The 13,773-nt window shown below is 54.9% G+C and carries 11 protein-coding genes; 2 read left to right on the top strand and 9 right to left on the bottom strand.

Going from position 1 to position 13,773, the window contains the following annotated elements; genetic code table 11:
- Positions 1–4: 4 nt before the first annotated feature.
- The 7 genes from NM686_RS19015 to NM686_RS18985 form a co-directional block, all read right to left on the bottom strand.
- On the bottom strand, positions 5–1,234 hold the full coding sequence (locus NM686_RS19015; RefSeq protein ID WP_255189398.1) for a VOC family protein: 1,230 nt from the start codon (positions 1,232–1,234) through the stop codon (positions 5–7).
- A gap of 49 nt (positions 1,235–1,283) precedes the next feature.
- Positions 1,284–4,568 carry a transglutaminase family protein gene (locus tag NM686_RS19010; RefSeq protein ID WP_255189397.1) on the bottom strand — a complete coding sequence of 1,095 codons (3,285 nt, stop codon included), beginning with the start codon at positions 4,566–4,568 and terminating at the stop codon, positions 1,284–1,286.
- Between the two features lie 111 nt (positions 4,569–4,679).
- Positions 4,680–5,447 (bottom strand): proteasome-type protease, encoded by a 768-nt coding sequence (locus NM686_RS19005; protein ID WP_255189396.1) that lies wholly within the window; start codon positions 5,445–5,447, stop codon positions 4,680–4,682.
- 24 nt (positions 5,448–5,471) lie between these two features.
- Positions 5,472–6,464, bottom strand: a complete 993-nt coding sequence (locus NM686_RS19000; protein ID WP_255189395.1) for an alpha-E domain-containing protein — start codon at positions 6,462–6,464, stop codon at positions 5,472–5,474.
- 3 nt (positions 6,465–6,467) lie between these two features.
- Positions 6,468–7,895: a circularly permuted type 2 ATP-grasp protein gene (locus NM686_RS18995; protein WP_255189394.1), complete on the bottom strand. Its 1,428-nt coding sequence runs from the start codon at positions 7,893–7,895 to the stop codon at positions 6,468–6,470.
- A 168-nt stretch (positions 7,896–8,063) separates the two neighbouring features.
- Positions 8,064–8,816, bottom strand: a complete 753-nt coding sequence (locus NM686_RS18990; RefSeq protein ID WP_255189393.1) for a peptidase — start codon at positions 8,814–8,816, stop codon at positions 8,064–8,066.
- Between the two features lie 120 nt (positions 8,817–8,936).
- A complete protein-coding gene (locus NM686_RS18985) occupies positions 8,937–9,716 on the bottom strand; it encodes a hypothetical protein (RefSeq protein ID WP_255189392.1) in 780 nt (259 codons plus the stop codon).
- 248 nt (positions 9,717–9,964) lie between these two features.
- Between NM686_RS18985 and zwf the strand changes: the two genes are divergently transcribed.
- On the top strand, positions 9,965–11,458 hold the full coding sequence (gene zwf, locus NM686_RS18980) for a glucose-6-phosphate dehydrogenase (protein WP_255189391.1): 1,494 nt from the start codon (positions 9,965–9,967) through the stop codon (positions 11,456–11,458).
- Positions 11,459–11,515: 57 nt separating this feature from the next.
- On the opposite strand, the gene aqpZ is transcribed toward zwf, so the two are convergent.
- Together aqpZ and NM686_RS18970 are read right to left on the bottom strand one after the other, a co-directional pair.
- Entirely contained in the window at positions 11,516–12,205 is a 690-nt protein-coding gene (gene aqpZ, locus NM686_RS18975) for an aquaporin Z (RefSeq protein ID WP_255189390.1), read from the bottom strand.
- A 387-nt stretch (positions 12,206–12,592) separates the two neighbouring features.
- The gene (locus tag NM686_RS18970) at positions 12,593–13,138 is read right to left on the bottom strand and encodes a hypothetical protein (RefSeq protein ID WP_255189389.1); all 546 of its coding nucleotides are present in this window, start codon (positions 13,136–13,138) and stop codon (positions 12,593–12,595) included.
- Positions 13,139–13,273: 135 nt separating this feature from the next.
- Here NM686_RS18970 and NM686_RS18965 point away from each other — a divergent pair, with 135 nt between their 5' ends.
- On the top strand, positions 13,274–13,756 hold the full coding sequence (locus NM686_RS18965; protein WP_255189388.1) for a YajQ family cyclic di-GMP-binding protein: 483 nt from the start codon (positions 13,274–13,276) through the stop codon (positions 13,754–13,756).
- Positions 13,757–13,773: the final 17 nt, after the last annotated feature.

The raw sequence follows: 13,773 nt of genomic DNA, 5'->3' as shown, positions 1-13,773 counted from the left end.
AAGACTAGCGGCTGCCGTTGAAGCGGTCTTTCACGCCTTCCTCCTGGCCGGCCGCATAAGTCAACAAGGCCACGTTCTCGCGGGTGAAAAAACCCTGGAAGTCGCCAAAGCGTTGCACGTATTCGATGATCAACGACGAAAAATCCGAGGCCGAGGAAAAAATCTGCTTCAGACCCTCCTCGCGCGACCCCACGGTTTCCAGTAAAAACCCCTTGCCTTGCGCCGCGATGGCTTCCACCACGTAATCGATGTTCTCCTTGTTCTGCGTTTGCCCGTCCTTGACTTCCACGGCGATATGATGCAAGCGAGGCCCGTAATTGCGCACGAAAGTCTCGGTCGGGCTGGGCAATTTATCCAGATGATTGACGCAATAAGGCAGGTTATTGGCGGTGAATACCTTGGCCGGACTGGCGGACTCTGGCTGCTGCCGCACGTTTTTGGTGACGTTGGTCGACGAGTTTTGATCCTTGATGTCGTAACTGCCCCAGTAGTAGCTGGATAGCGCCAGGTATTCCAATATCGCCGCTTCCCGGTTTTGGCTGTAGACCCGCGTCGCCAGATGGTCGATGGGGCCAATCAAGTCGGCTACGCCCAAACGCTGTTGCATTTCCTTGCCGCGGTCGTTGGCGGCCTGCGCCGCGTTCAAAATGACACATTCGCCGTGGTGATAAACCCGAATGCCGTCCATCGGTCGCTCCATGTAGCCGACCAGGTTTTGCGTATAGGGCGACGGCTTGGACAGACTGACATTGACCGGCAAATCCAATTCGGCCAATTGCCCGACCGAAAAAAAGCGAAACTCGCGCTGCTGCTGTTCCGCCACCACGGCATGGCGGTCGCTAGCCAGCAAAATCTCGCCCAGATAGCGGCTATGCGGGCGCTTGGCGCCGACGGGGTACAAATCGTTCAGGCTGCGAAAGATGTCATTGTGCTCGGGATTTTTCACCTCGCGCAGCAAAATATCCGGCGAGTTCATGTCTATGCGCAGCACATGGGTCATGTGTTTGTCACTGTCCAGCGTCACCAGATATTGATACGGCGTCATCAGCGCCAATTCGGCGATATATTCCACCGAATTGCCGGGTTCGACGCTGATCATCAGGGCCTCGATGCCGCCTATCATCTCGGTCAGACCGCTGCGGTCGCGTTCTTCCAGCAAGCGTGGCAGATATTCCTCGAAAAAAACCGAATTTTGTTTGTCTCCGTAACGCGGCAAATGGGTTGAGCACAACATCACTAGCTCCTAAAAATTTATCGAATTTCGCCTTTCGCACTTTAAATCATCATCTTGGCCGCCAGCGCAAATCCAGCGTCATCGGAAAACACGGATTGACCGGCTCCTCTTTGACCTGCAACGGCCCGGCGCTATGGCCGTGATCCCAAAAACGGGCGCGGCGGCGGGCTTCGGCTTCGTTGGCGTTGACCGGAAAGGTTTCATAATTGCGGCCACCGGGATGGCTGACGTGATAGGTGCAGCCGCCGATCGACCGTCCATTCCAGCCATCCAGCAAATCGAACACCAGTGGCGCATGTATGCCTATGCTTGGATGCAGTGCCGACGGCGGCGCCCAAGCCTTGAAACGCACGCCGGCCACATATTCGCCTGGCACGCCGGTCGGATGCAGCGGCACGATACGGCCGTTGCACACCACCTGATGACGGTTGCCTATCATGCCGCTGACCTTGACCTGCAAACGCTCCACCGAGGAATCCACATAGCGGGCGGTACCGGAGCCTCTGACCTCCTCACCCAACACATGCCACGGCTCGATGGCCTGGCGCAATTCCAGTTGCACGCCTTCGTAGACCACACTGCCATAATGCGGAAAGCGAAATTCCAGGAATGGCGCGAACCAGGCATCGTCGAACGGGTAATCTGCGCTGCGCAGATCACGGCAAATATCGCGCATATCCTGTTCGATGAAATGCGGCAGCATGAATCTGTCGTGCAAGGCCGTATCCCAATACACCAGCTTGCCGCGATGCGGGGTTTTCCAGAATCGTGCCACCAGCGCCCGTAACAACAAGGATTGCAGCAGGCTCATCCGGTAATGCGGCGGCATTTCGAAGGCGCGCAATTCCACCAAGCCTAAGCGGCCCGTCGCGCTGTCCGGCGAATAGAGCTTGTCGATGCAAAACTCTGCCCTATGAGTATTGCCGGTCAAATCGATCAACAGATTACGCAGCAATCTGTCAACCAGCCAGGGTTGAGCACTTTCCTCACCAACTTTGAGCTTTTCCTCCATTTGCTGGAAGGCGATTTCCAGTTCGTACAGATTGTCGTCGCGCGCCTCGTCGACCCGCGGCGCTTGACTAGTCGGACCGATGAACTGGCCTGAAAACAGATACGACAAAGCCGGATGCTGCTGCCAATACGTAATCAGGCTTTTCAATAAATCCGGCCGACGCAGAAACGGGCTGTCGGCCGGAGTCGCTCCACCCAATGTAATGTGGTTGCCGCCGCCAGTGCCGGTATGACGGCCGTCCAGCATGAATTTTTCTGTCGCCAGCCGAGTAAGCCGGGCTTCTTCGTACAGGGTTTGGGTGTGCCTTTCCAGCTCATCCCAATCGGCGGACGGATGGATGTTGACCTCGATGACACCGGGATCGGGCGTCACGGACAAGGACAACAAACGCGGATCGCGCGGCGGCGGGTAACCTTCCAACCTGAGCGGTTGCTGCAGTTCTTCGGCACAATCCTCGATCGCCGCCACCAGTTCCAGCCAGGCTTGCAAGCGAGTCAAGGGCGGCATGAACACATACAACAGACCCTCACGCACTTCCAGTGCCAGCGCAGTATGTATCACTTCCTTGGCGGCTGGCGAGGACTTGACCGGCTCAGGTTTCTTGGCCGATTTTTTATGTAGCGGTTCGGTCAACTTTTCGTGCTTTTCGAAAGGATCGAGCGGCAGCTCAAGCTCGAAGTCTTCCGGCGCCAGCCACGGCAGGCTGTTCAACGGCAAGCGCAAACCCATCGGCGACTCGCCCGGCACCAAATACAAACGCTCATGTTTCAACGGCCACAAGCTGGATTGCCAGTAGGCCTCATCTTTGTCTTCAATGGCCTTCAACGGCAACACGTAGCCTTTCACTGCCGCCAGTCCTGCGCGCAGTTGCTTGGCCAACGCCGTTCTGACTTCGGCCTTTTCCAGGTCGGCGGCATGTGGATCGATGTTGGTCGGCAAGCGGCTTTCCTCGTCCAGCGCCAACCAAGGGTCTTCGTAGGCCGGGATCAGATAACCCGTATTCAGATTCAGCCGCACGGCCAAGGCTTCGGCAAAACGTTTCAGCGTGGTTGCATCGATGTCGCCGCCCTGTTCGGCAATTAAAGCCTCATCGCGCCAGACTGGCATGCCATCGGTGCGCCAGAACACATTCAAAGCCCAACGGGGCAACGGTTCACCGGGATACCATTTGCCTTGGCCGAAATGCAACACCCCGCCCTTGGCAAAGCGCGTCTGCAAGCGACGCAGCAATTGATTGGCCAATCGCCATTTTTCCTCGCCCAAGGCAGCGATGTTCCATTCCGCGCCGTCCATGTCGTCCAGCGAAACAAAGGTCGGCTCGCCGCCTTGCGTCAGACGTACGTCGCCGTCACGCAACTCCTGATCGATGCGCCGCCCCAAGGCCTGAATCTGTTGCCACTGTTCTTCGCTGTATGGCTTGGTGACGCGCGGGTCTTCGTGAATGCGGGAGACTTTCATTTCCACGTTGAGCAGCGCCTCGCAGATGCTGGTCATGCCGGTCACTGGCGCGGCCGATGCCGGTGTCGCGCTGACCGCCAGCGGAATATGGCCTTCGCCGGCCAGCAAACCTGAGGTGGCATCCAAACCGACCCAGCCGGCGCCGGGGATATAGGCCTCGCACCAGGCATGTAGATCGGTGAAATCCTCACCAGGACCGGCCGGCCCGTCCAGCGGCTTTTGATCGGCGACCAACTGGATCAGATAGCCGGACACGAAGCGCGCGGCGATGCCCAGGCGCCGTAATAGCTGCACCAATAACCAGGCGCTATCGCGACAGGAACCCGATTTTTTTTGCAGGGTTTCTTCGCAGCTTTGCACGCCGGGCTCCATTCGGATCACATAGTTGACCAAATCATGCAATTTTTGATTCAGCCTCACCAGGAAATTGGTCGTGGTGATGTCTTTGGCAACGCCCTGCAAAAAATCTTCTAGGAACGTTTGCAACAATGGTCCGGCGGGCTCGGTTTCCAGAAAAGGCGCCAGCTCGATTTTCAAGGTATCCGGGTAGACGAACGGATAATGCTCCGCCCAATCTTCGACGAAGAAATCGAACGGGTTGATCACCGTCATGTCGGCCAGCAAATCCACCGTGATGTCGATTTCCTTGGTTGGTTCCGGAAAGGTGATACGGGCGACGAAGTTGCCATAGGCATCCTGCTGCCAATGGATGAAATGCTTTTCCGGTTTGACTTGCAAGGAGTAACCCGAGACATGGGTGCGGCTATGCGCAGCCGGCCGCAGCCGGATTTCGTGTGGCGACGCCACCACGGGCCGGTCGAAAACGTAATGGGATTTGTGATGCAGGGCAACTCGAATGGTCATGGGGTTGGCTGTGTGATGTTTGGGTTTCGCTGCCGCGTCTGGCTTGTGCCAGGGGATTCGCGGGCCGGCATCAAGAACACGGTCATGCTAGGGCGGCTGATTAAATCCACTTCAAGAATCCGCGGAAAATCGATGACTCATATCGATATCCCGCAACCATTCCGGATTAGGCAGCGAGGCAAACACGCCCTTCAGGCCTTCGCTCCAGCGTCGGCTGATCTGGGAAAAATAAGCATCGTCCTGGGTAATGTGTCGCTGGAAATCCAGCTTCAGGCTGGAACGGTTGTAACAGACCAGATCGATCGGCAAGCCGACCGACAAATTGCTGCGCATCGTCGAGTCGAACGACACCAGCACGCATTTGACCGCATCGCTGAGCGGCGTGTCCGAATTGATCACGCGGTCGATGATGGGTTTGCCGTATTTGGTTTCGCCGATTTGGAAATACGGTGTTTCCTCGCCCGCTTCAATGAAATTGCCTTCGGCATAAACCAGAAACAATCGCATGGCCTCGCCTCGCAGCTGGCCGCCGACGATGAAGTTGGCGCTGGCATCGACATTGTTCTGAGCCAGAAAAACGCCATCGTGTTGGCGCACCTCCCGTAAAGCCTCGCCCAGTAATTGAGCCACCTCGAACATCGAATCCACATCCCAGATGTTACGTTGATCGAAATGGCGGCCCCGCTGCTCCAGCAAATTGATGGCGTTTTGCGTAATCGATAGATTGCCGGAGCTCATGATCACGATTACCCGATCGTCGGGGTTGACGAAAGTGCGCATCTTTTTGAAACAAGCAATTTGATCGACCCCGGCATTGGTGCGGGAATCCGACGCGAATACCAGGCCGGCATTCAATTTCAGCGCAACACAATAAGTCATGACGATTTCAACGAGTGTGACGCGTCATTGCATTTGCAACATCGGGCTTCGGCGCACCGGTAACGGCTCGAAGTGATCGCGGCAAGACATGTAAGCGTCGCGGATTTCGCGGCCCAATACGGCGATGTGGCTCAAAAAATCGGTCAGATATTCGTGCAAGCCTTGCGCAAACACGTCCTCTATCCGGCCGAAATGCAAGGCCGCATGCTGCTCGCCGGCGTGGCGACGGGCTTCCTGGCCGGATGCGCCGTTGATGTCGATCAAAGCCGCTTCTACTTCGTTCATGCAGGCGTGCAGGGAACGCGGCATGTCGTCGCGCAGGATCAAAAGCTCGGCCACCCGCAGCGGTGAAATCACGTCACGATAGATCTTGCGGTAAGCTTCGAAGGCGCTGACCGAACGCAGCAACGATCCCCATTGGTAGTAATCGGCCGCGCCGCCGACATCGTTCACGCTAGGTAGCAGGATGTGGTATTTCACATCCAAAATGCGCGCGGTATTGTCAGCCCGCTCCAGAAAAGTACCCAGCTTGATGAAACTGAGCGCAATGTCCTTGTGTATCGTGCCCAAGGTAACGCCGCGGAACAGATGCGACCTGTCCTTGACCCAATCGAAAAAATCCGGAAACTTTTCGTTGTCCATGTTCCAGGTCATGCGATTGAGTTCAAGCCAGGTGGCATTGATGACTTCCCACATTTCCGAGGTAATCGCTCCGCGTACCGAGCGGGCGTTTTCGCGGGCCAGCTTCAGGCAACTGTAGATGCTGGATGGATTTTCCGGGTCCAGCGCCATGTAATGCGTGACAGTATCGGCGCGAGCCAGGCCGTGTTTGACTTCATAGCCGGCCGCACAACCCGTGATGTTCAGCGGAGCGTACCAAAGGTAGGCTTCGGTGCCTTCGATATCCAGCGGCAGTAACGCCGAACGATGGGCGACGTCCAGCACCCTGGCGGTGTTTTCAGCGCGCTCGATATGTCGCGCCATCCAGAACAAGTTATCAGCAGTACGAGCCAACATGATTCAATCCTCCAAAACCCAGGTATCTTTAGTGCCACCGCCTTGCGATGAATTGACCACCAGCGAACCTTCGCGCAAGGCCACCCGCGTCAATCCGCCTGGCACCAGGCGTATGTCCTTGCCGGACAATACGAAAGGGCGTAAATCCACATGCCGAGGGGCAACGCCCGCTTCGACCATGGTCGGACAAGTCGATAGCGCCAGCGTCGGTTGTGCGATGAAATTTTCTGGTTCCGCCAATATGCGCTGCCGGTAGGCCTCGATTTCCGCTTTGGAACTGGTGGGCCCGACCAGCATGCCGTAGCCGCCGGAACCTTGCACTTCCTTGACCACCAATTCCGGCAGATGCGCCAGCACGTATTTCAGGTCTTCGCTTTCGCTCAAGCGCCAGGTCGGCACGTTGGACAGCAACGGCGTTTCGCCCAGGTAAAAGCGAATCATCTCCGGCACATACAGATAGGTCGATTTATCATCCGCCACGCCGGTACCGACGCCGTTGGCCAGCGAAACATTGCCGCTGCAATATGCTTCCAGCAAGCCGGGTACGCCCAGCGCCGAATCCGGCCGAAACGCCAGCGGATCAAGAAAATCATCGTCCACCCGGCGATAAATCACATGCACTTGTTGCGGCCCTTCGGTGGTGTACATGTAAACCTTTTGCTGGTGCACGAACAAATCCTGCCCCTCGACCAGCTCCACGCCCATCTGACTGGCCAGGAACGCATGTTCGAAATAGGCACTGTTATACGAACCCGGCGTCATCACCACGATGGTGGGGTTGGATACATGCGCGGGGGCGGCCTCGCGCAAGGTATCGAGCAGCATTTGCGGATAATGTTCCACCGGCTCGACCGTGTGGTTGGCAAACAACTCCGGAAACAGCCGCATCATGGTGTTGCGGTTTTCCAGCATGTAAGACACGCCCGAAGGCGTGCGCAAGTTGTCTTCCAGCACGTAAAAGTCGTTTTCCGCCACCCGTACCAAATCGATGCCGGCGATATGGGCGTAGACCTGATTCGGCAGATCGACGCCTTGCATTTCCTTGCGATACAGCACGTTATCGAGCACCTGATGCGCACTGATCACGCCGGCCTTGATGATTTCCTGACCGTGATAGATGTCATGCAAAAACGCGTTCAGCGCTCTGACCCGTTGTTTGATGCCTTTTTCCAAGCGGCGCCACTCAGTCGCACCAAAAATGCGCGGCACGATGTCGAAAGGTATCAGGCGTTCGGAGCCGGCGCTTTCGCCGTAAACGGCAAAGGTGATGCCCAGACGCCGAAACAACAACTCCGCTTCCTGGCTTTTGCGCTCCAGCGTGCCTTCCGGCAATTGCGACAGCCAAGCGGCGTAAGGCTGGTAAATCTCACGCACCAGGCCGTCGGCGCTGCGCATTTCGTCAAAGTATGTTTTGCTGGGCTCGGTATTCATGCCTTTTGTTGAGCAAAGGGCATGCCACTGGACATTTATGCGCGTTTCAGGCGATGGAAGCTTGATAGAGGGATGATTTCCGCACCAAATCGGGGGATTGGACGGTGCGCTTGCACCAGATCAGGGATTTTTCGAGCAATCCCCCGCGGATGCAGGTGTCGGAAGTGATTACTCCGCGGGCTCGAACGCTTTACAGTCTTGCTTGTTCAGATCAGGCAAGGCGGCAAAGCCTTCGCTGAGTTTTTCCTGCCAGACCCGGCGAACTTGAATCAAGTACTCGTCGTCGTCCTGGAAATTGTAATATTCGTCCAGGCTCAGGCTGTCTTTGCGATAAATCAACAAATCGATCGGCGGACCGACGCTGGCATTGCTGCGCATGGTCGAGTCCATAGAAATCAGACAGCAGCGGGCGACTTCATCCAGCGAAGTATCGATTTTCAAAAACCTGTCCAGCACCGGTTTGCCGTACTTGTTCTCGCCGATTTGCAGATAGGGCGTTTGGCTGGAGGTTTTGATGTAATTGCCTTCCGGATAGATCAGATAAGCCCCGTGCGCTTCGCCGCTGATTTGCCCGGCCAACAAAAAGGTTGCCGCCGGGAAAAAACCGCTTTGCCCCGCATTGGCGTGGCGCTGCTGTTTTTCGACACTGAGTTGCCCCAAGTATTCCGCGGCCTCCGACAAATAACGCACGGTATTCAAATTGGTGGTCGCATTTTCCTTGATGTCTCGCCGCAGACTATCCAGTACGGCTTGCGTGGTCCCTAAATTACCGGCACTGAGCAGGATGATCTTGCGATCCATGAACGTGGGCAACACGTGCATTTTGCAATGCACGCTGACATGATCAATGCCGGCATTGGTTCTGGAATCGGAGGTCAACACCAAGCCGTCCTTGACCGCTACCGCAATACAATAAGTCATACCCAATCTCTGTAGAAACAAGCTGAAACCGCGCAGTCTACTAAAACCGGTCAACCGGAGCCAGACATCCGATAAAGCCGCTAAGCGCCCAAGTTAGCAGCGAAAACAGGGCTTGAAGCGTCAGCCAGTCAGGCGTTTTTTCAGCTCGCTCGCGATCAGGCTGTCGTAATGTCGTCGCAAGACCGAATCCGTGGGTCGCGCACAAAACCCAGCTTCGATTTCGGCACGCAACTGGCTGAGAAAATGCCGTTGCAAAACCGAATCCTGCGGCAGGCACATATTTTCTCTCGGATTGGCCGCTGGCGAGCCGGCCAGCGACTCTTTGCCGATCGCCTTCTCGATGATACTGGCTTTGGGTGAAGTCGGCGCAACTCGTATCGTGTTTGAGGCAGGATTTTCGCTTCCGACTCGTGTGTCAACGGCCAGTCTATGCAGCGCATCGTAATGACGGCGCAACACCGAATCCGTCGGATAAGGATTGGCGCGCGCTCGTTTTTCGGCCTCCAGGTTGGCAAGATAGTGGCGCCTCAGTATCGAGTCTTGCGGGATAGCCGGTATTTCTGATGTTCGAGCACTGGATACTGCCGTCGCCATCGGCTTTTCGGCTATAGACGGTGCGCTCTCTATAATCGGAGCTGGCGTGGGTTTTACTTGTGGCTTGATGACGGCTTCATTGAGTCGGGCTTGGGGGTTGACGGGGCGTGGGGCCGGCTCGGGGCGATGGCTGCGCCGGCTGTTGCGTTCCGGCTCCGGGATGGCAAGATTATTGTCGTTTTCCCGTCGTCGGATGGCGAGATAAATCAATACGATGAGCACTAAACTCACTAACGCCAGGATCGCCGTCAATTGAGCGGTATCTACCGTATTCAAAATTCCCAAAAGGTCTTGTAGTGTAGCCATGTCCTCCTCCTGTCATTTTTTATTAAGTGATTGATTCAACAGGTCGCCGCATCGTTTTGTTTGACTAAAATCGACACTAACGAGGAAATTGCTTTTACTACAAAAATCCCGACAAAGATACTGTTTTATTAAAAAAATAATCAGGCTTGGGGACAAGCCAACGTCATTCCATTACCCGAATGCGCGACACAGTAGTAAAGTAGCCAGAAACCTAGCCTTCAACCGTTCAAATCCAAGGAGTATGCACCATGACCATTGAATCCTGTACCTATGTGATTTTCGGTGCGACCGGCAATCTGGCCAGACTGAAACTGATGCCCGGTTTTTATCATCTGGACATGGAAAACAAGCTCCCGGAAGGCACGCGCATCGTCGCCGTCGGCCGCAGACCCTGGGACAGGGAAAAGTGGCTGGCTGAAGTTCGCGCCATGTTGGAGGAAAAATTCGGCGGCAAGCTGGACGAAGCGTTGTTCAGCCGTTTTTGTGAACGCCTGTTTTATCACCGTGGCAATTTGGATGAAGCACTTTGTTATCAGGAATTGGCGCATACTTTGAACGATGAAGCAGCGAAATTTCCGAAAAACATCGCGTTTTATCTGGCGGTAGGTCCCGATGATTTTGGCCATGTGATCGAATCGCTCAGCCAGGTCGCTTTACTGACGGAAGAATACGGCTGGCGCCGAGTCGTGATCGAAAAACCCTTTGGTTATGACCTGGAAAGCGCACAGGCGCTGCAAAAACGCCTGGAACGCCATCTGTCGGAAGAGCAAATCTATCGCATCGATCATTATCTGGGCAAGGGCATGGTGCAAAATGTGTTGGTATTCAGGTTTGCCAACGTCATGTTGGAGCCTTTGTGGAACCGTAACTACATCGATCACATCCAGATCACCCACGCCGAAGACATGGGCATCAGCACGCGCGGTGAATACTACGACAGCGCCGGCGCGATGCGCGACATGCTGCAAAGCCATTTGTTGCAGCTTTTGACGTTGGTGGCGATGGAGCCGCCGGTGGCGATGGATGCCGAGGCCCTGCGCGACGAAAAAGTCAAAGTGTTGAAGTCGATCCGGCCGATTCCCAAATCCGCCGTGCATGCCCACGCCTTTCGCGGCCAGTACGGCAAGGGCACCATCAAAGGGCAAAAAGTCAACGGTTACCTGGAAGAAGCCAACATTCCGTCCGGCAGCACCACCGAAACCTATGCGGCGATGAAGCTGATGATAGACAACTGGCGCTGGCGCGGCGTACCGTTTTATCTGCGTACCGGCAAGCGCATGGCGGCGCGCCAGTCCAGCATTTCGATCTGTTTCAGGCATCCTCCTTTGCAGTTTTTCCGCGGCACCCACGTCAGTTGCATGAACCCCAATTGGGTGGTTTTGGGGATTCAGCCGGAGGAATGTATTCGCGTCGAAATGACGGTCAAGGAACCGGGCCTGGAAATGCGCACGCACACGACTAGCCTGGACACCAGTTTCCGCCAGCCGAATCAACGGCCGGTAGACGCTTACGAGGATTTGTTATTGGACGTGATTCAGGGCGATCGTTCATTGTTCTTGCGTTTCGACGAAGTGGAATACGCCTGGCGTATCGTCGATCCCATTTTGCAAACCTGGGCCACCGAGCGCGATTATATTCCGACCTATCCGGCCGGCTCCTGGGGGCCGGCGGAGAGCCGACGGCTGTTTGAAAAAGAAGACCAATTCTGGCGCAGCTCGCTGATGCCCGAATGCGGGCCATGACGAAAAGCAACGGAGGAGCGAGCGCAGCCGCTCCCCTGGCTTGTCATAGCATTAACGTCAGGACTGATCGGAGCCCAAAAAACGATATATCGCTGCGCCAGCTACCGCGCCAGCAATCGGCGCCAGCCAAAACAGCCATAACTGCACGATGGCCCAGTCACCGACAAAAATCGCCACGGCCGTGCTGCGGGCGGGATTAACCGAAGTATTGGTGACCGGGATGCTGATCAAATGTATCAACGTCAAACACAAACCAATCGCAATCGGGGCAAAGCCTTGCGGCGCCCTAGCGTCCGTGGCGCCCAAGATGACCAGTAAAAACATCATCGTCATCACCACTTCGGTGACCAGGGCCGAAAGCAACGAATAGCCACCTGGTGAATGTTCGCCATAACCATTGGAAGCAAATCCCGCCGAGACATCAAAGCCGACCTTGCCGCTGGCAATCAAATACAAGACACCGCCGGCCACGATGCCACCCAACACTTGAGCCGCGATATACGGCAACAACTTATCGGCCGGGAAGCGTCCGCCGGCCCATAAGCCAATCGATACCGCCGGGTTTAAATGACAACCGGAAATATGCCCGATCGCAAAAGCCATGGTCAAAACGGTCAAGCCAAAAGCACAAGCCACGCCGAGCAGCCCAATGCCTACCTCTGGAAAAGCAGCGGACAAGACGGCGCTGCCACAGCCGCCCAAAACCAACCAGAATGTTCCAAAAAATTCTGCACCATACTGTTTCATGTTGTTCCCCTATCTCGTTGTAATGTTTCAACCGATCGACTCGGTAAGTTTTTTCGGTATGTTTAGGCTCACTGAATCAACGAATAAACAATGCCTCCTCACCGGTTAAGTCTCATCGTTTGTATCAGCACGTTTGTAACAGTTGCTTGCAATAGTCATCCGTGATCGACCAGGCATCTCGCTCTAATTGCCATCCTCCGTTGCCAGAAGTCTAGTGCTTAGCTTGACGAAGTCAAATAACTTTTTATAAGCAATGACTTATCAAGTCGGGATTTCGTAAGAATCGAGGGACGAAATTTTGTACCCTCTATTTTGCTCTGCGCCCATGCAATTCGCCGAACAGGCTACCGCACAACTAACGGTAGCCCATGCAACGCTCAGACGCCTTTAATGCCAGCCGCCATACTGCGTGGTTGGGTCGCCGCGGAAACCGGCCGTGGTTTTGTTGCTGGCTGGCACGGTCCCCGTGTTTTCTGCTGCGCTGACCAGATTTTTATGCGTGTAGCCGCCTAGAGCCTTGGCTTGTTTGGCAATGCGCGTACTCAACGGATTGATGTCGAATTTGCTGGCGCCCGCATGCACTACCGCCGAAATCATACATTGATCGTCAGGTGCATCGGCGGCTGGACAATAAGCCAAAACGATGGGCAATGCCGTACCGGCGGGTATTTCCAGGCTATAGTGCGGGCCATTGGTCAATGCCATGCGCGCCAATTCCTGGCCCTGTTCGCTCAAGGCCTTGATGATGCCGGTTTTTACCGGGCCCGCATCGTTCGTCACCAAGCCTTGCAAGGTTTTGGCTTGTTCATATTTCTGCACGCTCGGCTTGCTTATGCTGGAGGCTTTGGGTTTGGAGTCACAACCCGCCAGCAAAGCGCCGCCAAACAAAGCCATACAGCTGATGATCAAGACTGATTTCAATGCTGATGTCATCGTGTTGTCTCCCCGTTAATACGACTGTCATGATGGAAAAGCAGTTTAACCGAATTGATGTTATCCAGATAGAGGTTGAATTCCAGATGTATCGGCTTTATAGTGCCTACCGTTTTTAACTTGCAAATCAATACCATGCCATCATTCGATATCGTTTCCGAATTGGATAGTCACGAAGTGACCAATGCCGTTGATCAGGCGAACAAAGAAGTTTCTACCCGATTCGATTTCAAGGGCAGCAACGCCTGCTTTGAACAGCAGGACGACAGCATCCTCATGAAAGCCGAATCGACGTTTCAATTACAGCAAATGTTGCCCATTCTGTATTCCAAAATGGGCAAGCGCGGCATCGACATTGCCAGCCTGGAAAGCGGCAAGATTACCGATACCGGTAAAACCGCCCAGCAGCCGATCTCCTTGAAACAAGGGATAGGCAGCGACTTGGCGAAAAAAATCGTCAAACTGATCAAAGACAAAAAAATGAAAGTGCAGGCCGCAATTAACGGCGATAAAGTGCGCGTCACTGGCAAAAAGCGCGATGACTTGCAGGAAGTGATTCAAATGCTGCGCACGGAAGACTTGGGCCAGCCGTTGCAATTCAATAATTTCCGCGATTAATTCGGCTTTTGTTTTAA

This window comes from Methylomonas rapida (assembly GCF_024360925.2).
In the GTDB taxonomy this organism is placed as follows: domain Bacteria; phylum Pseudomonadota; class Gammaproteobacteria; order Methylococcales; family Methylomonadaceae; genus Methylomonas; species Methylomonas rapida.
This window is presented reverse-complemented; position numbering and strand designations above follow the sequence as displayed.